We start from the raw sequence: 19,877 nt of genomic DNA, 5'->3' as shown, positions 1-19,877 counted from the left end.
GCCGATGATCGAGACGCGCGATCTGACGCGCAGCTTCGGCGCCAAGCGTGTCCTGGCGGGTGTCGATCTGGCCGTCGCCCCGGGCGAGAGCCTCTGCGTCATCGGCCAGTCTGGCACCGGCAAGTCGGTGCTGCTGAAATCTATCCTTGGCCTTGTGCCACCCGATGGCGGGCAGGTTCTGTGGCAGGGCCAGCCGCTGGACGCGGCGCGCCTGCCGCAATTCCTGACGCGCTTCGGGATGCTGTTTCAGGGCGGGGCGCTGTTCGACAGCCTCAACGTCTGGCAGAATGTCGCCTTTCGCCTGCGTCAGCGGATGCCCGACCGCGAGGCCCGCGCCATCGCGCTGGACAAGCTGGCGCGCGTGGGCCTGCCGCCCGAGACCGCCGATCTGATGCCCGCCGAATTGTCGGGGGGCATGGCCAAGCGGGTGGGCTTGGCCCGCGCCATCGCCGACGATCCGGCGGTGATCTTCTTCGACGAGCCGACGACCGGCCTTGACCCGATCCGCGCCCGCGCCATCGACGCGCTGATCCGCAGCATCGTGACCGAGACCGGCGCGACGGCCATCACGATCACGCATGACATGCGCTCGGTCGCGTTGATCGGGGACCGGGTGGCACTGCTGCAAAACGGCAGGATCGCCCATATCGGCCCGGTTGCAGAGATGGACAGCGAACCGGCCTTGGCGGCCTTTATGGGCAGGGCGACTCTTGTCCACCGCTGATGCAACCCGCATCGGCTGGCGCGCGTTATGCGCCGCAGGCGGGCAGGGATGCCACCCTGGCAGACAACCCCTCCTTGTGCGAATCTCGCAATCTTGCCACCATGACCCCCAAGGACGCCTGAGCAGGAGAACGATTTGGGCCTTTCGCCAACGCCCCCCGTCACCACCCCTCCGAATGAGACCGTGCTGGAATTCCCCGATAACCGGCTGCTGATCGACCTGTGCGGGGCGAATGACCGCCACCTGGCCCGGATCGAGGAAGCCCTGGGCGTGCATATCCTGCGACGCGGCAACCTCTTGGCCGTGGTCGGCGGCCCCGAGGCCCAGTCCGAGGCCAGCAACGTCCTGCGTGGCCTCTATGACCGCCTTGAAAAACAGCGCCCGGTATCCTTGGGCGAAGTTGACGCGGCGCTTCGCATGGGCATCGACCCGGCGGGCGATCCGACCCCTGCCGATCAGCTCGAAATGTTCTCGAGGGGTGTTTATGAACTGCGCACCCGCAAGAAATCGGTCGAGCCGCGCACCGACGCGCAGAAGGCCTATGTGCGGTCGCTGTTCGAACATGAACTGGCCTTCGGGATCGGGCCTGCGGGGACGGGCAAGACCTATCTGGCCGTCGCGGTGGGCGTGACCATGCTGATCGGCGGTCATGTGGACAAGATCATCCTGTCGCGCCCCGCCGTCGAGGCGGGCGAGCGCCTTGGTTTTCTGCCCGGCGACATGAAGGAAAAGGTCGATCCCTACATGCAGCCGCTTTATGACGCGCTGAACGATTTCCTGCCTGCCAAGCAGATGCAGAAGCTGGTCGAGGAAAAGCGCATCGAGATCGCGCCGCTGGCCTTCATGCGCGGGCGGACGCTGTCGCGCGCCTTCGTGGTGCTGGACGAGGCGCAGAACGCGACCTCGATGCAGATGAAGATGTTCCTGACCCGGCTGGGCGAGGGGTCTCGCATGGTCGTCACCGGAGACCGCACCCAGATCGACCTGCCGCGCGGGGTGCAATCGGGTCTGGTCGATGCCGAACGGATCCTCGGCGGGGTCAAGGGGATCAGCTTCAGCTATTTCAGCGCCGAAGATGTCGTGCGCCACCCGCTTGTTGCGCGCATCATCAAGGCATATGATGCCGACGAGGCCGCCGCGATCGCGCGCGGCGACAGCAACGAGCCGCGCGGCCAACATGCTCTGCGGCGGGCGATGCGAAATGATGCCTGAGGACATCACCACCGATTGCGTCATCGAGGATGACCGATGGGAGGCTGCCGGACTTGAAGATCTGGCGGCCCGCGCCGTCACCGCGACGCTGGAATGGCACCGCATCGGCGGCGAGGTCGTGGTCATGGGCTGCGACGATGCCCGCATCGCGGCCCTGAACGCCGATTTCCGGGGCAAGGATCGCGCGACGAATGTCCTGTCCTGGCCATCGGTCGAACCCGTGCCCCGCGCGCCGGGCGCAGCCCCGGCCATGCCCGACACGGACGAATTCGGCGACATCGCCATCGCCTATGACACCTGCGCGGCCGAGGCGTTGGCGCAGGGCAAACCCTTTGCGCATCACGTCACGCATCTTCTGGTCCATGCCTGCCTGCATCTGCTGGGCTACGATCACGAGAACGACGCCGATGCCGACGTGATGGAACAGACAGAGCGTCAGATTCTGGCCGGTCTGAACATCCCCGATCCCTATGAGGAGACCAGCGAAAGATGAATTCCGGTAGTCGATTATCGGTTTCTGCCCGAGAGGCGGGCGATCTGGCCGAAGACGAGGGCGAGCAGGATCGTCAGCGCAGTTTCTTCGGCCGTGTCTTTGACGCGCTGAAGGGGGGCGAACCCGAGCCCGACACGCACGGCGATGCCGTCCCACGCCGTGAGAATCAGCCTGCACCGGGGATGCTGAACTTGCGTCGCCTGCGCGTCGATGACGTGGCGATTCCCAAGGCCGAAATCATAGCCGCGCCGCTGACGATCACGCTCGACGATCTGGTGACGATGTTTCGCGAACACGGCTTTTCGCGGATTCCGGTCTTTCGGGGCACGCTGGACAGCCCGCTCGGGCTGATCCACCTCAAGGATCTGGCGCTGAAACACGGGTTCGGCGCGGGCGGCAAGTTCACCCTGCGCCCGATGCTGCGCCCACTGCTTTATGTGCCGCCCTCGATGCCCATTGGCGTGCTGCTGCAGCAGATGCAGCAAAAGCGCATCCATATGGCACTGGTCATCGACGAATATGGCGGCGTTGACGGGCTGGTGACGATCGAGGATCTGATCGAACAGGTCATCGGCGAGATCGAGGACGAGCATGACGAGGACGAAGGCCATCTGTGGGTCAGCGAAAAGCCTGGCCAGTGGCTGATCCAGGCGCGTGCACCGCTTGATGAGGTCGAGGCCGAGACGGGCCTGCGTCTTGCACCCGAGGACGAGGCTGAGGATATCGACACGCTTGGCGGTCTGATCTTCATGCTGACCGGGCGCGTGCCCCTGCGGGGCGAGGTCATCGCTCATCCCTCGGGCGCGGAATTCGAGGTGGTCGAGGCGGACCTCCGCCGGATCAAGCGTTTGCGCCTGAGGATGCCGCGCCTGGGTTCGGCGACCGACAAGGCCGCAGGCGGGAATGGCGCCCGGGCCGACTAGCTGTCGGCGAAGCGATCCAGCATGGCCTGCAGGAAAAGATCGCGCAGGGGCGGGGTTTCCATCATGACCTCGTGCCGCGCGCCGGGCACTTCCAGCAGGGTGCCGCCGGGCCAGCGCGCCGCTCGGTCGCGGATCGCCTGACCCGAGACGACACGTTCGTCGCTGCCGACCGAGACCAGCATCGGCAAGTCGGGCGAGGGGATCTGTGACAGGCGTGTGCATTCGTTCAGCGCCTTGGCCACCCAGTCGAAGCTGGCCCCGCCAATGGTCAGGTCGGGCCAGGCTGCAGCCTCGCGGACCAATCTGGCCCATTCATCGGCGTTCCGGGTAAGCAGGTTGGCCGAGAAGGCTTCGTCCAGGACATAAGTGCTTCGCGTCCCGCCGCTGCCCGGGGCAGCCACGCCGCCGCGCCCCAACCGGCCCGCCAGATAGGCGATGCCAAGCGCGACACCGTGTTGAATCCTGCGCAGGTTGATTCCCCACATCGGCGCCGAAAAGACCGCGCTGGCCACCGGCAGGCCGGATTCCAGCGCTGCCAGCCCGATGCAGCCGCCCATGGAATGGGCCAGCAGATGCCAGGGCCGGGGCAGGCCGAGATCCTCGGCGGCGACGAGCATCTCGACCACGTCGCGCTGATAATCGCTGAAGGCGCCCACATGGCCGGGGCGCGGATCGGCCTGCAAACGGTCCGACAGGCCCTGACCGCGCCAGTCTATGGCCAGGACGTGATAGCCGGCCGCGTTCAGGCGGCGCGCGATCGGCGCGTATTTCTCGACATATTCGGTGCGGCCGGGGAAAAGCAGCACGCTGCCCTGAGAGGCGGCGTGCGCCGTTTCCCAACAGGCCACCCGCAGGCGGACGCCGTCCTCGGCCCGCAGCCAATAGGCCTGGGCAGGTTCCAGCGGATCATCGGCCAGCTGGTGGAACGGCGCGCGCTGCATCCGTCAGGACAGTTTCTGACCAAGTTGCATGGCGACCCCCATCGAGCCGTCAACCTTGAGCTTGCCCATCATGAAGGCGGTGGTGGGGTTCACGTCGCCGGTCATGATGCCCTCGAAGGTTTCGCGGCTGGCGGTCAGCGTCACCTCGGCCTCTTCGCCCTCGTCGGCGGCGCGCACACCGTTTTCGTCGATGATGATGGCGCCTTCGCCGGTGATGACGAATTTTGCCGTCGAGTCGAAGCTGTCGATCTTCTCTCCCAGTTTCTCGACGGCGGCTTTCACGACTTCGCTCATTTCATGTCCTCTCTTGCGCTTTGGCTGGCGCCCGGCATACGGGCTGGGTTACATCAGGCATTATGAGCGCGCTTCGCAACCAATTCCATGATGTCGTCGCGGCATTCAAGACCGGATTGGTGACAATCCTGATTGTCGCGGCAACAGCTTTCGCGGCACCTGCCCAGCCGATCGACCTTGAGGATGCCTTCCGGCGCCTGGCCAACCCCGAGGGCGAGGGCTGGCGTATCGCGGAAAGCGACATCCTGCGGGCCTGGTCGCGGTCGGGTTCGCCCGCGATGGACCTGCTGCTGCGCCGGGGCGAGGATGCGCTGGATCGGGGCGATCTGGACGAGGCGATCGGCCATCTCAGCGCGCTGACCGACCATGCGCCGGATTTTGCGGCGGGCTGGCAGACCCGCGCGGCGGCCTTGGCCATGGCGGGCCAGTTCGGTCCCGCCATCGAGGATCTGGCCCGGACCCTGGTGCTGGAGCCGCGTCATTTTGCCGCCATGACCCAGCTTGGCGCCATGCTTGAGGAAATCGACCAGCCGGAACGGGCGCTGGCGGCCTATCGCGAAAGCCTGAAGGTCCATCCTCATCAGCAAGAGGCGCTGGACGCCGCCGCCCGTCTGGAACGTCGCCTGCGCGGCACCGATATCTGAGGAATGACCATGACCACGCGCGGGCGGATCACCGCCATTCTTGGCCCGACCAATACGGGCAAGACTCATCACGCCATCATGCGGATGCTGGCCCATCGCACGGGCGTCATCGGCCTGCCGCTGCGGCTGCTGGCGCGCGAGGTCTATGACCGGATCGTGGCGGCGCGCGGCCCCTCGGTCGTGGCGCTGGTCACGGGCGAGGAACGGATTGTGCCCGACCGGGTGCAATACTGGGTCGCCACGACCGAGGCCATGCCCGAGATCGGCGCCGATTTCGTCGCCATCGACGAGATCCAGCTTTGCGCCGATCCTGAGCGCGGCCATATTTTCACGGATCGCCTGCTGCATATGCGCGGCCTGCAAGAGACCGTGTTCCTGGGCAGCGACACGATGCGCCCGGCCATCGCGGCGCTGGTCCCCGAGACGCAGTTCATCCGCCGCGAAAGGCTATCCACCCTGTCCTGGGCGGGATCCAGGAAGCTGTCGCGGATGCCTGCGCGCAGCGCCATTGTCGGTTTCAGCGTGGACGATGTCTATGCGATGGCCGAGCTGATCCGCCGTCAGAAGGGCGGCTGTGCGGTGGTCATGGGCGCGCTGTCGCCCCGCACCCGCAACGCCCAGGTCGAGATGTATCAGGCCGGCGAGGTCGATTACCTGGTCGCCACCGACGCGATCGGGATGGGGTTGAATCTCGATATCCGCCATGTCGCCTTTTCGGCGGTGCACAAATTCGACGGCCGCCGCGTCCGGCCGCTTTTTCCTCACGAGATGGGACAGATTGCGGGCCGGGCCGGGCGGCACACCGAATCCGGCACATTCGGCGTGACCGGCGAGGCGCAGATCCTTGACGCGGGCCTGATCGAGGCGCTGGAAAACCACCGTTTCGCACCGATCAGCCGCCTGATGTGGCGCAACCGTGCCCTGGAATTCGGCACGATGGACCGTCTGATCCAAAGCCTCGAGGCCGCGCCGGGCCATGAATGGCTGACCCGCGGGCGCGAGGCTGACGACGTGGCCGCGCTGAAGATCCTGCGTGACCTGCCTGAGATCCGCGACCGCGTGCAGAGCGGCAAGGACGTGCGGCTCTTGTGGGAGGTTTGCCGCGTGCCCGATTTCAGGGGCATTTCCGCGATGGAACATGCGACGCTTCTGGCGCGGATCTTCGGGTTTCTTCAGGAAGGAACGATCCCGGCCGAATGGCTTGACCGTGCCGTCAGGCGCATCGACCGGCTGCACGGCGATATCGACGCGATCTCGAAGCGGCTGGCCTATATCCGCACCTGGACCTATGTGGCGCAAAGAACCGGCTGGGTTCAGGACGAAAAGCATTGGCGCGAGGAAACGCGCGCTGTAGAAGACCGCCTGTCGGACGCGTTGCACGCGGCCCTGACCCAGAGATTTGTGGACCGGCGCACATCCGTGCTTTTGCGCCGGCTCAAGCAGAAGGAGAGCCTCGTGGCCGAAGTGAACGACAAGGGCGAAGTGATGGTCGAGGGCGAGTTCGCCGGCCGTCTGGAGGGCTTCCGCTTTCGCCCCGACCAGACCGGATCGGCCGACGAGGCGAAGATGCTGAACCGCGCCAGCTACGAGGCGCTGCGGCCCGAATTCCACCTGCGCGCCGACCGCTTCTACAACGCGCCGGACACCGAGATGGACTTTACCGAACAGGGTGGCCTCATGTGGGGCGATCAGGCGGTGGGCAAGCTGGTCAAGGGCGCGGACGCGCTGCATCCCGGCGTCGAGCCCTTCGTTGACGAAGAAGCCGGGACCGAGATCGCCGACAAGGTGCGTCGCCGCCTTCAGCACTTCATCGACCGCAAGGTCGCTGCCCTCTTCGAGCCGCTTCTGACCATGAGCCGGGACGAGACCCTGACCGGCCTTGCGCGCGGTTTCGCCTTTCGTCTGGTCGAACATCTGGGCGTGCTGCCGCGCGACGGCGTCGCCGCCGAGGTCAAGGAACTGGACCAGGATGCCCGCGCCGCGCTGCGCAAGCATGGCGTGCGTTTCGGCCAGTTCACGATCTTCCTGCCCACGCTGCTGAAACCTGCTCCGACGCGCCTGCGGCTTGTCCTGTGGTCTCTGGCCGAGGGGCTGGACGAATTCCCCGAAAGCCCGCCTCCCGGTCTGGTGACGATCCCGAACATTCCCGGTGTCCCCGAAGGTTATTACACCCTGTCGGGCTATCGTCCGGCGGGCGAGCGCGCGATCCGCATCGACATGCTGGAACGTCTGGCCGACCTGCTGCGCGTTCAGGACACGCGCGGCGGGTTCGAGGCCAATCCCGACATGCTGTCCATCACCGGCATGACGCTGGAGCAGTTCGCGGGCCTGATGCAGGGACTGGGCTATGTCGCCGAAAAGGCCGAGCGGCCCAAGGTCAAGGCCGTCGGGCCTGTGCCTGTCGTTCCGGCGCCACAGGGCGAGGCATCCGACGCGCCACTGACCGAAGAGGAATCGGTGCTGGCCGCCGAGACTCGCGCCCGCTGGGAGGCCGAGCAGGCCGAGAAACGCCGCGCCGAGGCCGAGGCGAATGCCGAAGCCGCCGCGACCACCGAAACCGCGACCGAGGAGCTTGAGACCTACTACACGTTCCGCTGGGCACCTCGGCCTCGTGGCCCGCGCCATCCGCGCGGCGAGGCAAGACGTGACGGCGGCGCCCCGCGCGGCCGCCAGTCGCGTGACGATTCTGCCGGCGGCCAACCGCGCGAGGCTCGCGACGCGCAGCGCCGGGCGCAGGGCAAGCCTGGGCGGGGCCGCGACGGTGGCGATCAGGCCCAGGCTGGGCGCGGCGATGGACAGCGCCCGGAACGCAAGGGCAAGCCGGGCGGTGCGAAATCCGCTGGCAAGTTGGCCCCTCAGGGGCCCAGAACCTTTACCGCGCGCCCCGAGAAGAAGGCCGATCCCGATAGCCCCTTTGCGATCCTTGCGGCGCTGAAGGACCGCAAATAGGTGCAGCAGGCCGCCAATCCGGGCCTGCGCCTGGACAAGTGGCTGTTTCAGGCGCGGGTCTTCAAGTCCCGCGCCCTCGCCGCCGATCGCATTGCGGGCGGCGGCATCCGCGTGAACGGCCAGCCCTGCTTCAAACCCCACCGCACCGTCAGGCCGGGCGACGAGGTGGTGATCTCGGCCCATGGCCGGGTGCGGGTTCTGCAGGTGATTGAATTGGGTCATCGCCGCGGTCCCGCCGGCGAGGCACAGGGCCTCTACCGCGATCTTTCCGACGGGTTGATTGATCCGTCCGGAGGGACTAAGTGAAGCCCCTGAACAGCCATGCACGGAAAGAGCGCGCCAGATGACCTATGTCGTGACTGACAACTGCATCATGTGCAAATATACCGACTGTGTCGAGGTCTGCCCCGTTGATTGCTTCTACGAGGGCGAGAACACGCTGGTCATCCATCCCGACGAATGCATTGATTGCGGTGTCTGCGAACCCGAATGTCCGGCCGATGCGATCCGCCCGGATACGGAACCTGACATGGAGAAATGGGTCGAGTTCAACCGCAAGTATTCCGAACTCTGGCCGGTCATTACGCGCAAGAAGGATCCCCTGCCCACCGCGGCGGAGATGGATGGGGTCGAAGGCAAGCTGGAAAAGTATTTCTCGGAAGCGCCCGGCGCTGGCGACTGAGGGCGAGCCGAGGCGATCGGACGGCTTGCTCAGGGCCGGGCCTGACGATGTGCCGCCCTGGCCCGGTCCTTGCCGATCTGGCGAAAGGCGCAGGCCAGCCTTGCGCAATGCGCACAAACGGACGCTTTCTTGTGCGTCATTTTTGTGTTATGTTGGCGACTATCGCGCTGCTGATCGCCAGGCTGCTGACCGTTTGTCAGGGCTGGCCCGGTTCGCGCTGGAAAGCTGCCTTATCCGGGCCCTCTGCCGGGCCGGGTTGACAGACAGACAGGAAAACGGACCGAAGGCGGCCATCCGCCGCTTGCGGTTTCTTTGTGCTCCTGACGGGGCGCATACAGAGGAAGCCAGATGTCGAAAACCAAGAAGAACGAATTCCGCCCCGATGATTTCGTCGTCTATCCTGCCCATGGTGTCGGCCGGATCGTCTCGATCGAAGAGCAGGAAGTCGCGGGGCTGCGGCTTGAAATGTTCGTCATTTCGTTCGACAAGGACAAGATGACCCTGCGCGTGCCGACCGCCCGCGCCAGCGAGATCGGGATGCGCAGCCTGTCCTCGCCGGACCTGATCGAGCGCGCGTTGGAGACGCTGAAGGGCAAGGCCCGCGTCAAGCGCGCCATGTGGTCGCGCCGCGCGCAGGAATACGAACAGAAGATCAATTCCGGCGACCTGATGGCCATCGCCGAGGTCGTGCGCGACCTGCACCGCAGCGACGATCAGCGCGAGCAATCCTATTCCGAGCGCCAGCTTTACGAAGCCGCGCTGGATCGCCTGACCCGCGAAGTCGCCGCCGTCGGCGGTCTGGACGAGGGTGGCGCCCAGAAGCGCGTCGAAGAGGTGCTGACCTCGCGCGCCGCCTGATGTCTGCGCAATCCTTGCAAGGGGCGCCCCGACCGGGCGCCTCTTTTGCGTGGCTCGGATCACGGGGGCCGGGCCACGGTCGCGTGGCAGGGTCGGGGCGCTCCTGTGCGGTCGTGGACAAGCCGCGCGCGCTTACCTATAAGCGCGGTCAAGTGACGCATGAAGCAAGAGGCGCTTTTCCATGATCAAGGTCTTCGGCCACACCGCCCCTGACACCGACTCCACCGGCTCGCCCATCATCTGGGCCTGGTATCTGAACGAAGTCCGCAAGCAGCCGGCCGAACCCGTCCTGCAGGGCGAGCCGAACACCGAAGCCGTCTGGATGCTGAACCGCTGGGATCTGCCCAAGCCGCGCATCATCCAGGATGTCGCCAAGGGCGATCAATGCGTCGTCGTGGACACGAACAACCCGGCCGAACTGCCCGCCTCGATCAACGAAGCGGACGTGATCGAGATCATCGACCACCATCTGCTGGCGGGCGGCATCAGGACGCGCAACCCGATCAACATCACCGTGCGCCCGTTGGCCTGCACCGCCACGATCATGCATGACCTCATTGGCGAGGACATGGCACGCGCGCCCCAATCCATCAAGGGTGCGATGCTGACCTGCATCCTGTCGGACACGCTGGAATTCCGCAGCCCGACGACCACGCCCCATGACCGCGCCGTGGCCGAGAAGCTGGCTGCCGATCTGGGCATCACCATCGCCGATTACGCCGCCGAGATGTTCGCGGCGAAATCCGATGTCAGCGCCTTCTCGGAAGAGGCCCTGCTGCGGATGGACAGCAAGGAATACGAACTGGGCGGCAAGAAGCTGCGCGTCTCGGTTCTGGAAACGACTGCGCCTCAGGTCCTGCTGGGCCGCAAGGCGGCGCTCTTGGCCGCGATGCCCAAGGTTGCGGCCGATGACGGCGCCGACGAGGTGCTGCTGTTCATCGTGGACATCCTGCGCGAAGAAGCCACGCTGCTGGTGCCGAACGACTTCGTCAAATCCGTGGCCGAGCGCAGCTTCGCCGTGACCGTCACCGGCGACAGCGTCGTTTTGCCCGGCATCATGAGCCGCAAGAAGCAGATCCTGCCGGCGCTGGCGGTCTGATGACGCAGATCATCGGCGCGCTGTCCGAGATCGCGGACAGCTACGACGCGCTTTTCTGCGACCTCTGGGGCTGCCTGCATGATGGCAGGCAACCCTGGCCCGAGGCCGTGGCGGCGCTGCAATCCTTCCGCAAGCGGGGTGGCCAGGTCTGCCTGATGACCAATGCGCCGCGCCCAAACCGCCATGTGATCGAGCAGCTTGATCGCATGGGCGTTCCGCGCGACGCTTGGGATCTGGTCGTCAGCTCGGGCGATGCCGCGCAAGAGGCGATGTTTGCGGGCGCGGTGGGCCGCAAGATTTGGCATATCGGCCCGGACAAGGATGAGGGCTTCTTCACCGACATCCCGCCTGAATTCGCCGATGCGCCCCCGATCACGCGCGTCCCGCTGTCAGAGGCCGAGGGCATCGTTGTTTCGGGCCCCTTCGATGAGGAGACCGAGACGCCCGAAGATTACCGCGCCCGGTTCCTGCTGGCGCGCGAACGCGGCCTGCCGATGCTTTGCGCCAATCCCGATATCGTGGTCGATCTGGGCGAGACGCGGATCTATTGCGCTGGCGCGCTGGCCGAGTTCTACGAAAGCCTGGGCGGCAAGGCATTTTATTTCGGCAAACCTCACCCGCCGATCTACGACCGTGCACGCCGCCTGATGGACCTGCCCGAAGATGCCCGCATCCTGGCCGTCGGCGACGGGATCGCCACCGACATCAAGGGCGCGGCGCAGGAAGGGATCGACGCGCTTTTCGTGACCGGCGGTCTGGCGGCCGACGCCTTCGGCCCGGATGTCGAGAACCCCGATCCGGTCGCGCTGGCGGAATGGCTGTCGGTTCACGAACAGGCGCCGCGCTACGCGATCGGGCGGCTGCGCTGACAGACTGCGGCGGACCGATCTCTTGCAACCGGGTCCGCCCTGCGCGATACGCAAAGCCGGAACAGGCCGCGTGCGGCCATCAGATGAGGACTGGCCTTGCAGATCCATCGCGACTGGACCGGATTGACCGCCTCGGCCCGCGGGGCCAGTCTGGCCATGGGCAATTTCGACGGCGTTCATCGGGGGCATCGCGCGGTGATCGAGGCCGCGCGTGCGGCCTCGGATGCGCCGCTTGGCGTGCTGACCTTCGAGCCTCATCCCCGCGAATTTCTTGTCCCCGACGCGCCCCCCTTCCGGCTGATGAATGCCGAGGCGCGGGCGAACCGGCTGGCACGTCTTGGGGTCGAGCATCTTTACGAATTGCCCTTTGGTGCGGTTTTGGCAGGGCTGACGCCCGAGGCCTTTGCCCGCGAGGTTCTGGTTGAGGGGCTGGGCGCTGATCATGTCACCGTCGGTGCCGATTTCCGCTTTGGCAAGGACCGCGCCGGTGATGCCCGCCTGCTGGCTGATCTGGGCCAGGCGCTTGGCTTCGGCGTCACGACCCTGCCGCTGGTGGGCGATGCGGGGGCCGAATACAGCTCGACCGCGATCCGTCAGGCGCTGACCGAGGGCCGGACCCGTGACGCCGAGCGCATGTTGGGCCATTGGCACCGCATCGAGGGCGAAGTCCTGCATGGTGCCAAACGCGGGCGCGAACTGGGCTGGCCCACCGCGAACATGGCGATGGAGAGGCTGCATCTGCCGCGCCTTGGCGTCTATGCGGTTCTGGTCGATGTGCTGACCGGGCCGGACCGGCTGTCCTGCCAGGGGGTCGCCTCGCTCGGAGTGCGTCCGATGTTCGGCGATAACGCGCCCAATCTGGAGGTGCATCTGTTCGATTTCTCGGGCGATCTTTACGGCCAGCACCTGTCGGTCGCGCTGGTCGAGTTCCTGCGCGACGAGATGCGCTTTGACACTTTGCCCGCGCTGATCGACCAGATCGCCCGCGACGCCGATCAGGCGCGGCGCGTGCTGGCGGGCGGTTGATGCGTCCGAGGTTCTGGGAATTGCCGCTGGATGAACTGACCCACCCTGAATGGGAGGCGCTTTGCGACGGCTGCGGCAAGTGCTGCCTGAACAAGATCGAGTTCGAGGATACGGACGAGCTGGCCTTTACCCGCGTGGCCTGCAAGCTGCTGGACGGACAGACCTGCCGCTGTACCAACTATCCCGATCGCCACCAATTCGTGCCCGATTGCGTGGTCCTGACCCCTGAAAAGCTGAGCCAGATCGCCTGGTGGCTGCCCGCGACTTGCGCCTATCGTCTGCGGGCCGAGGGCAAACCGCTTTACGACTGGCATCATCTGGTCTCGGGCGATCCCGATGCTGTGCATCGTGCGGGCGCCAGCGTGCGTGGCTGGACCGTCAGCGAGGTCGCGGTGACCGAGGATGATTGGGAGGATTACATCATCGAGGATCTGTCGTGAACTTCGCCTCGGACAATTCCTGGGGCGCACATCCGGCCGTTCTGGCGGCTCTGGCGCAGGTGAATGACGGGGCGGTGATGGCCTATGGGGCCGATCCGGTTACGGCTCGCGCCGAGGCGATGCTGCGCGAGGTGCTTGAGGCTCCGCGGGCGGTGGTGCGTTTCGTGGCGACCGGCACGGCGGCCAATGCACTGGTCTGCGCGCAATTGGCACCGTCTTTCGGGCGGATCTACTGCCACGAGGACGCGCATATCGAGACCAGCGAATGCGGCGCGCCCGAGTTCCATGCCCATGGCGCCAAGCTGGTGACTGTCGCGGGCGAGGGTGGCAAGATCGCCCCCGACGCGCTGGCGCGCGCGGTCGCGGCCGGGGCGCGCGCAGGGCTGAACGGCGGCCGGAACGCCTTGGTCTCGATCACCAATGCGACCGAATGGGGCAGGGTTTACCACCCCAGAGAAGTCGCGGCCCTGGCGCAAGTGGCGCATGATGCGGGGCTGCCTCTGCATATGGACGGGGCCCGGTTTGCCAATGCGGTGGCTTTCGCAGGCTGCTCGGCGGCGGAGATGACTTGGCGCGCGGGCGTCGATGCGCTGTGCTTCGGCGGCACGAAGAACGGGGCCGTTGCCGCCGAGGCGGTGATCTTTTTCGACCCGGCTCTGGCCGAGGATTTCGACTATCGCCGCAAGCAGGCCGGGCAGGTCTGGTCGAAGAGCCGTTTTCTGGCGGCGCAGATGCTGGCGCTTTTGACGGGCGGATTGTGGCTGGACCTGGCGAAACAGGCCAATGCCAAGGCTGCCCGGCTGGCCGAGGCGGTGCTGGAGGGCGGCGGGACGCTGCTGGCGCCCACCGAGTCGAACGCGGTCTTTGCCGCGATCCCGGCCTTGACCCATGAGCGGGCGCAGGCGGCGGGCATTCTGTATCATCTGTGGGGCGACACCCCCCTGACCGAGGGCGCGCCCGTTCCGGTGCGCCTGGTCTGTTCCTGGGACATGCCTGATCGTGATGTGGCGGTGCTGGAGATGCTGCTGCGAGGGGGCTGCGCCTGAGGCGGGCCGGGCAGGGGGCGCTGCCCCCGCCGCGCGTGCCGCGCGGCCCCCCCGGGGTATTTCGGCAACGAAGAAGCGTCAGGCGCGCAGGGCGTCAAGCAGGAGGCGAAGCGCGTGTTCGACGCTTGCTGCGCGGACGCGGTGGCGGCCGATGGCGCCGAATTCGACCGTTTCCGTGCGCGTGCCGAAGGCCTGCGCGATGCCGAAGCAGACGCGTCCTTCGGGCTTGTGCTCTGAGCCGCCCGGGCCAGCGATGCCAGTGACCGAGACGGCGATGCCTGCCGTCGAATGACGCAGCGCGCCGATGGCCATTTCCGAGGCGACCTCTTCGCTGACGGCGCCATGGGCCGAAAGGGTTTCGGGACGGACGCCCAGCATCTGCTGCTTGGCCGTGTTGGAATAGGTCACGAAGCCCCGATCAAAGGCGTCGGACGAGCCGGGCACGTCGGTCAGGGCGCCAGCGATCAGCCCTCCGGTGCAGCTTTCGGCAGTGGCGATGGTCACGCCGCGCGCGCGGGCGGCCTTGAGGATCTCGGCGGCGAGGGTCATGTCATCATCGGAATGTGAAAGGCCGCGGCGGCGATCATGGTGGCGATGCCGGCAAAGAGGCCCGCCCAGAGGTCGTCCTCCATCACGCCGCGGGCGTCGTGTCGGCGGTCGGCGCGGCCGACGAGCCAGGGTTTCCAGATGTCGAAGAGGCGGAAGAACAGGAAGGCCGCGGTCCAGCCGGGCCAGGGGAAGGTCTCGGCCGGCAGGCCCATCAGCCAGAAGCCGAAGGAGGGAAAGAGGAGCGCCAGCCACTGGCCTGCGACCTCGTCGATTACGATCTCGGGCCGGTCGGGGTCGGCCATGCCGGCGGTGTAGGCGCGCACTGCCCAGAACCCCGTCAGCGTGACCGCGGCCGTCGCAAGAGCGAGCAGCGGGAAATGCCCGATGCGGTGGATCAGGAGGCCAAGCGCCAATGCAACCGCCGAGCCCCAGGTTCCCGGAGCCGGGCGCAGAAGGCCCGCGCCGAACCAGATGCAGAGGATTCGCGCCATGGTCATTCCTTGATCAGGGTGGCGGTGGCGATGGCCGCGATCCCCTCGCGTCGGCCGGTGAAGCCCAGGCCTTCGCTGGTCGTGGCCTTGACGCTGATGCGGGCGGCGTCGATGCCGAGGATCGCGGCCAATCGCTGCGCCATTTCCGGCGCATGGGGGCCGATCCTGGGCGCTTCGCAAATCAGGGTCACGTCGGCATTGCCGATGCGAAAGCCCTTGTTGCGGGCCATGCCTGCCGCATGGGTCAGGAAGATCGCGCTGTCGGCGCCCCTCCATTGTGGCTCCGAAGGCGGGAAGTGCTGCCCGATATCGCCTTCGGCCAGCGCGCCATAGATGGCGTCGGTCAGGGCGTGCATCCCGACATCGGCATCGGAATGGCCGACAAGGCCTGCGTCATGCGGGATGCGGATGCCGCAGAGCGTCACGTGATCGCCCGGCCCGAAGGCATGAACGTCGTAGCCATTTCCGAGGCGGATATCCATGGCACCTCCCAGGTTGCGTTCGGCCCGCGCGAAATCGGCGGGAAATGTGATCTTGAGATTGTCCTCGGAACCGGGGGTGATGGCAACCTCGATCCCCGATTTCAGAGCCAGTTCGACATCGTCGGCGGCGTCCTGTGGGTAGGCGCGATGGGCGGCGATAATACGGTCGAGGACAAAGCCCTGCGGAGTCTGTGCACGAAAAAGCCCGTCGCGGGAGGCGGTGGCGGTCACGCGACCCTTGGCACCGCGCCAGAGCGCATCCGAAACCGGCAGGGCCGGCGCGGCCGCGGGGGCGCCCTGCATGAGCGCGTCGATCACGCCCTGGATCACCGTATCGGGGACCAGAGGGCGTGCACCATCATGGATGAGGACATGGCTCGCCTGACCGCTGAGCGCCATGAGCCCCGCGCGGACGCTGGCGGCGCGCGTCGCCGCCCCCTCGACCAGTGTGACGCGGCCTGCATAGCGGTTCAGCGCCTGCGCCATGTCATCGGGGTGAACGACCAGAACGATGCGTGAAAAGCCTGCGAAGGCGGCCAGCGTCCGGTCCAGGACCGGCTGTCCGCCCAGGTCACGCCATTGCTTCGGTGGCCCGTCGCCTGCGCGGGCTCCGCGACCGGCCGCCGTGATCAGCGCGGCAAAGCCTTCGGGTGCGCGGATCATGCGTGGTCGGGCATGTCGCCCTTGATCGCCGCAGCAAAGGCCGTGCGATAGAGCATCGAAAGCTCGGCCAGGGGCGCGCTGTCACCGCCGAGGGTGACGCTGTCACCGCCGAAATGTCCGACTTTTTCCAAGGGAACGCCGGCTTCATCTGCGGCGCGGCGCAGGGCCTCGACCCTGTCGGGCCGGCAGGCGACCAGATAGCGGGCCTGGTCTTCGCCGAAAAGCTGTCCCATGTCGGATGCGTCCAACGTGAGGCCAAGACCCGCGGCCTCTGCCATTTCAAAGGCCGCCAGTGCCAGACCGCCATCCGACAGGTCATTCGCCGCCGTCAGATGGTCGCGCTGCGCATGCAGGAATTCGCCATGTTTGCGCTCGGCGGTCAGATCTACAGGGGGGGCGTCGCCCGCCTCGATGCCGAAAGCCTCGTAGGCCAGTGCCGACTGACCCAGATGGCCCTGCGTGGCGCCGATGACCAGCGCGACATCGCCCGCCTGCGGCAGGCCCGAGATCATGTCGTCGAGATCCCCGATCAGGCCGACCCCGCCGATCGTGGGGGTCGGCATGATGGCCTTGCCGTCGGTTTCATTATAAAGCGAGACGTTGCCCGACACGATGGGAAAGTCCAGCGCGCGGCAAGCCTCGCCTATCCCCTTGATCGCGCCGACGAACTGGCCCATGATTTCGGGCTTCTCGGGATTGCCGAAGTTCAGGTTGTCGGTTGTGGCCAGGGGCCGCGCGCCAACGGCGATCAGGTTGCGCCAGGCCTCGGCCACGGCCTGCTTGCCGCCTTCATAGGGGTTGGCGCGGACATAGCGCGGGGTGACGTCGCTGGTGAAGGCCAGCGCCTTGCGAGTGCCGTGGACGCGCACGACGCCTGCGCCCAGGCCAGGACGGCGGATCGTGTCGGCGCCCACCTGCGTGTCGTATTGTTCCCAGACCCAGGCCTTGTGGGCGTGGTTCGGGCTGGCGATCAGGGCGCGCAGTGCGGCGATGGGGGCAATCTGGGGCAGCGCGGGGGCCGGACCCGCAGCAGGCGTCTCCACCCAGGGGCGGTCATATTCCGGCGCCGATGACGAGAGTTTCGACAGCGGCAGGTCGGCCTTGATTTCATTGCCGTGGATGATGAGAAAGCGGTCTTCGGGGATCGTCTCGCCGATGATCGCGAAATCCAGATCCCATTTCTCGAAGATGGCGCGGGCCTCGGCTTCTTTCTCGGGCTTCAGCACCATCAGCATCCGTTCCTGGGATTCCGACAGCATCATCTCATAGGCGGACATGTTCGTTTCGCGCTGCGGAACGTGATCGAGGATCAGCTTGATCCCGAGGCCGCCCTTGTCGCCCATCTCGACCGCCGAGCAGGTCAGACCCGCTGCCCCCATGTCCTGAATGGAAATGACGCTGCCCGAGGCCATCAGTTCCAGACAGGCTTCCAGCAGCTTCTTTTCGGTGAAGGGGTCGCCGACCTGCACGGTGGGGCGCTTGTCCTCGATCGTGTCGTCGAACTCGGCGCTGGCCATGGTCGCGCCGCCGACGCCGTCGCGGCCGGTCTTGGCGCCAAGGTAAACCACCGGCATCCCGACGCCCGAGGCCGCCGAATAGAAGATCTTGTCCGCATCTGCGAGACCCGCCGCAAAGGCATTGACCAGACAGTTGCCGTTATAGCTTGCGTGAAACCGCACCTCGCCGCCGACATTCGGGACGCCGAAGGCATTGCCATAGGCGCCGATGCCCTCGACCACGCCCTTGACCAGATGCGCGGTCTTGGGATGGTCGGGCAGGCCGAAGGACAGCGCATCCATCGCCGCGATGGGCCGCGCGCCCATGGTGAACACGTCGCGCAGGATGCCGCCGACGCCGGTCGCGGCGCCCTGATGCGGCTCGATATAGGAGGGGTGGTTGTGGCTCTCCATCTTGAAGACCACGGCCTGACCATCGCCGATATCGACGACGCCCGCATTCTCGCCCGGGCCGCAGATGACCTGAGGGCCCTCGGTCGGAAGAGTGCGCAGCCATTTCTTCGACGACTTGTAGGAACAATGCTCGTTCCACATGGCGCTGAAGATGCCCAGTTCGGTGAAACTGGGCTCACGCCCGATGATCTGCAGGATGCGGTCATATTCGTCGGGTTTGAGCCCATGCGCGGCGATCAGTTCCGGGGTGATCGTCGGTTCCTGCATATCCTGCCCTTCCTGCGCGAGAATTTTGCCGCCTTTTAGGCGCAGAAGGCAGACAGGGGAAGGCCGCCCGCGCGCCTTCACGCAGAAAAAAAGCCGGGCACAAGGCCCGGCCCAAGTCCAACAGGGAGGTAGAAGGTGATGAGCGAATACGCTGATGATCGCCTTCTGAGCCGGATTTATGTGCAGTTTGTGAATCGTTCAAGTTCGATCATGCTGCAAGTGCAACATAGCCGCCATGCACTTACCGAATAGCTGCGGGAAAGCCGGATCGTCGGGCCGGATGCGGTCTAATCCAGCCCGGCCTCGGACTGGGCGCGGCGATAGGCCTGGATTTCCTCCAGCACGAAGTCTCGGAAGGCCGCGACACGGCGCGTCTGGCGCAGTTCTTCGGGGTAGGCCAGGAAAACGGGCACTTCGCCGGACTCCAGATCGGGAAAAACCCGCACAAGCCGATCATGGTCGGCGGTCAGGTAATCGGGCAGAACCCCGATCCCCAGATTGGCCAGAACCGCCTGAAGCACGCCGAAATAGTTGTTGACCGTCAGCGTCGAGCCGACATCCTGCGACAGGAGCTGCTGGACCAGCCGCGCACCTGCCGCGACCTGCGGCTGATCGGGTCTTTGGCTGATCAGCCGATGCCCGGCCAGTTCGTCCAGCGTCGCGGGCATACCGCGGGCGGCCAGATATTCGGGGCTGGCATAAAGACGCATCCGGATGTTCAGCAGACGCCTGCGGATCAGATCGGACTGGCTGGGTTCCTTCATGCGGATGGCCACGTCGGCCTCGCGCATGGGCAGGTCCAGCACGCGCTCCTCAAGCATCAGGTCGATGCGCAGATCGGGATATTTCTCGTAGAGCTTGACCAGTCGCGGTGCCAGCCACAGCGTGCCGAAGCCGACCGTCGTGGTGACTTTCAGCTCGCCCAGGACGTTCTGTTCGCTGTCGCGAATGCGCGCAGCGGCGCTGTCCAGCTTGCGCGCCATGGCCGAGGTCGCCTCGAACAGCAATTCGCCCTGTTCGGTCAGGATCAGCCCTCTTGCATGGCGGTGAAACAGGGTCGCGCCGATCGACTCTTCCAGCGCGCGGATCTGACGGCTGACGGCCGATTGCGACAGATGCAGGACATCCCCCGCATGGGTCAGACTGCCGGCATCGGCCACGGCGTGAAATATTCTTAGCTTGTCCCAGTCCATGCGCGTTACGATCCTGTCATGCCTGCCATGCGTTCTTTGCAGGTCTTGCTTCTCACTGAAGTCGGAACCCTCTCGCGTCAAGTCAAGAATTTATGTCTTTGTCGGTCAGCTTTTCTGACCTA

21 protein-coding genes are annotated in these 19,877 nt (G+C 66.0%); 14 read left to right on the top strand and 7 right to left on the bottom strand.

The window, feature by feature from the left end:
• Positions 1 to 4 precede the first annotated feature (4 nt).
• The 4 genes from KY389_RS03805 to KY389_RS03790 all read left to right on the top strand — a co-directional run bounded on the left by KY389_RS03805 (position 5) and on the right by KY389_RS03790 (position 3,352).
• Positions 5 to 724 carry an ABC transporter ATP-binding protein gene (locus KY389_RS03805; protein WP_219829480.1) on the top strand — a complete coding sequence of 240 codons (720 nt, stop codon included), beginning with the start codon at positions 5 to 7 and terminating at the stop codon, positions 722 to 724.
• A 135-nt stretch (positions 725 to 859) separates the two neighbouring features.
• Positions 860 to 1,936 (top strand): PhoH family protein, encoded by a 1,077-nt coding sequence (locus tag KY389_RS03800; protein WP_219829479.1) that lies wholly within the window; start codon positions 860 to 862, stop codon positions 1,934 to 1,936.
• Positions 1,929 to 2,429 carry an rRNA maturation RNase YbeY gene (ybeY, locus tag KY389_RS03795; RefSeq protein WP_246587925.1) on the top strand — a complete coding sequence of 167 codons (501 nt, stop codon included), beginning with the start codon at positions 1,929 to 1,931 and terminating at the stop codon, positions 2,427 to 2,429. The genes KY389_RS03800 and ybeY overlap by 8 nt, the downstream gene beginning before the upstream one ends.
• Positions 2,426 to 3,352, top strand: a complete 927-nt coding sequence (locus KY389_RS03790; RefSeq protein ID WP_219829477.1) for a transporter associated domain-containing protein — start codon at positions 2,426 to 2,428, stop codon at positions 3,350 to 3,352. Before ybeY ends, KY389_RS03790 begins: the two co-directional genes overlap by 4 nt.
• Here the strand turns inward: KY389_RS03790 and KY389_RS03785 are convergent.
• Positions 3,349 to 4,293: an alpha/beta fold hydrolase gene (locus KY389_RS03785; RefSeq protein WP_219829476.1), complete on the bottom strand. Its 945-nt coding sequence runs from the start codon at positions 4,291 to 4,293 to the stop codon at positions 3,349 to 3,351. The genes KY389_RS03790 and KY389_RS03785 overlap by 4 nt on opposite strands.
• A 3-nt stretch (positions 4,294 to 4,296) precedes the next feature.
• Complete coding sequence (locus tag KY389_RS03780; protein ID WP_219829475.1) at positions 4,297 to 4,587, bottom strand: SCP2 sterol-binding domain-containing protein; 291 nt, start codon at positions 4,585 to 4,587, stop codon at positions 4,297 to 4,299.
• Positions 4,588 to 4,706: 119 nt separating this feature from the next.
• On the opposite strand from KY389_RS03780, the gene KY389_RS03775 reads away from it, so the two are divergent.
• The 10 genes from KY389_RS03775 (at position 4,707) to KY389_RS03730 (ending at position 14,200) form a co-directional block, all read left to right on the top strand.
• The gene (locus KY389_RS03775; protein WP_219829474.1) at positions 4,707 to 5,231 is read left to right on the top strand and encodes a hypothetical protein; all 525 of its coding nucleotides are present in this window, start codon (positions 4,707 to 4,709) and stop codon (positions 5,229 to 5,231) included.
• Between the two features lie 9 nt (positions 5,232 to 5,240).
• The gene (locus KY389_RS03770) at positions 5,241 to 8,180 is read left to right on the top strand and encodes a helicase-related protein (protein ID WP_219829473.1); all 2,940 of its coding nucleotides are present in this window, start codon (positions 5,241 to 5,243) and stop codon (positions 8,178 to 8,180) included.
• On the top strand, positions 8,181 to 8,486 hold the full coding sequence (locus KY389_RS03765) for an RNA-binding S4 domain-containing protein (protein WP_219829472.1): 306 nt from the start codon (positions 8,181 to 8,183) through the stop codon (positions 8,484 to 8,486).
• Positions 8,487 to 8,523: 37 nt separating this feature from the next.
• Positions 8,524 to 8,862, top strand: a complete 339-nt coding sequence (gene fdxA, locus KY389_RS03760; RefSeq protein ID WP_219829471.1) for a ferredoxin FdxA — start codon at positions 8,524 to 8,526, stop codon at positions 8,860 to 8,862.
• A gap of 348 nt (positions 8,863 to 9,210) precedes the next feature.
• Positions 9,211 to 9,720, top strand: a complete 510-nt coding sequence (locus tag KY389_RS03755; protein WP_219829470.1) for a CarD family transcriptional regulator — start codon at positions 9,211 to 9,213, stop codon at positions 9,718 to 9,720.
• 181 nt (positions 9,721 to 9,901) lie between these two features.
• On the top strand, positions 9,902 to 10,819 hold the full coding sequence (locus KY389_RS03750) for a manganese-dependent inorganic pyrophosphatase (RefSeq protein WP_219829469.1): 918 nt from the start codon (positions 9,902 to 9,904) through the stop codon (positions 10,817 to 10,819).
• Positions 10,819 to 11,688 carry a TIGR01459 family HAD-type hydrolase gene (locus KY389_RS03745; RefSeq protein WP_219829468.1) on the top strand — a complete coding sequence of 290 codons (870 nt, stop codon included), beginning with the start codon at positions 10,819 to 10,821 and terminating at the stop codon, positions 11,686 to 11,688. The genes KY389_RS03750 and KY389_RS03745 overlap by 1 nt, the downstream gene beginning before the upstream one ends.
• A gap of 96 nt (positions 11,689 to 11,784) precedes the next feature.
• Entirely contained in the window at positions 11,785 to 12,714 is a 930-nt protein-coding gene (locus tag KY389_RS03740) for a bifunctional riboflavin kinase/FAD synthetase (RefSeq protein ID WP_219829467.1), read from the top strand.
• On the top strand, positions 12,714 to 13,154 hold the full coding sequence (locus KY389_RS03735; RefSeq protein WP_219829466.1) for a YcgN family cysteine cluster protein: 441 nt from the start codon (positions 12,714 to 12,716) through the stop codon (positions 13,152 to 13,154). The genes KY389_RS03740 and KY389_RS03735 overlap by 1 nt, the downstream gene beginning before the upstream one ends.
• Positions 13,151 to 14,200, top strand: coding sequence for a threonine aldolase family protein (locus KY389_RS03730; protein ID WP_219829465.1), 1,050 nt, complete (start codon positions 13,151 to 13,153; stop codon positions 14,198 to 14,200). Before KY389_RS03735 ends, KY389_RS03730 begins: the two co-directional genes overlap by 4 nt.
• A gap of 78 nt (positions 14,201 to 14,278) precedes the next feature.
• Here the strand turns inward: KY389_RS03730 and KY389_RS03725 are convergent, their stop codons facing one another.
• The 5 genes from KY389_RS03725 to KY389_RS03705 all read right to left on the bottom strand — a co-directional run bounded on the left by KY389_RS03725 (position 14,279) and on the right by KY389_RS03705 (position 19,755).
• Complete coding sequence (locus KY389_RS03725; RefSeq protein WP_219829464.1) at positions 14,279 to 14,749, bottom strand: CinA family protein; 471 nt, start codon at positions 14,747 to 14,749, stop codon at positions 14,279 to 14,281.
• The gene (locus tag KY389_RS03720) at positions 14,746 to 15,246 is read right to left on the bottom strand and encodes a phosphatidylglycerophosphatase A family protein (RefSeq protein WP_219829463.1); all 501 of its coding nucleotides are present in this window, start codon (positions 15,244 to 15,246) and stop codon (positions 14,746 to 14,748) included. Before KY389_RS03720 ends, KY389_RS03725 begins: the two co-directional genes overlap by 4 nt.
• A complete protein-coding gene (locus KY389_RS03715) occupies positions 15,243 to 16,385 on the bottom strand; it encodes a bifunctional 2-C-methyl-D-erythritol 4-phosphate cytidylyltransferase/2-C-methyl-D-erythritol 2,4-cyclodiphosphate synthase (RefSeq protein WP_219829462.1) in 1,143 nt (380 codons plus the stop codon). Before KY389_RS03715 ends, KY389_RS03720 begins: the two co-directional genes overlap by 4 nt.
• A complete protein-coding gene (gene purL / locus KY389_RS03710) occupies positions 16,382 to 18,562 on the bottom strand; it encodes a phosphoribosylformylglycinamidine synthase subunit PurL (RefSeq protein WP_219829461.1) in 2,181 nt (726 codons plus the stop codon). The genes KY389_RS03715 and purL overlap by 4 nt, the downstream gene beginning before the upstream one ends.
• 287 nt (positions 18,563 to 18,849) lie before the next feature.
• Entirely contained in the window at positions 18,850 to 19,755 is a 906-nt protein-coding gene (locus tag KY389_RS03705; RefSeq protein ID WP_219829460.1) for a LysR family transcriptional regulator, read from the bottom strand.
• Between the last annotated feature and the right edge of the window lie 122 nt (positions 19,756 to 19,877).

This window comes from Paracoccus bogoriensis, assembly GCF_019431455.1.
Lineage (GTDB): Bacteria > Pseudomonadota > Alphaproteobacteria > Rhodobacterales > Rhodobacteraceae > Paracoccus > Paracoccus bogoriensis.
The sequence above is the reverse complement of the archived record's forward strand: the minus strand, read 5'-3'. Positions and strand labels throughout refer to the sequence as shown.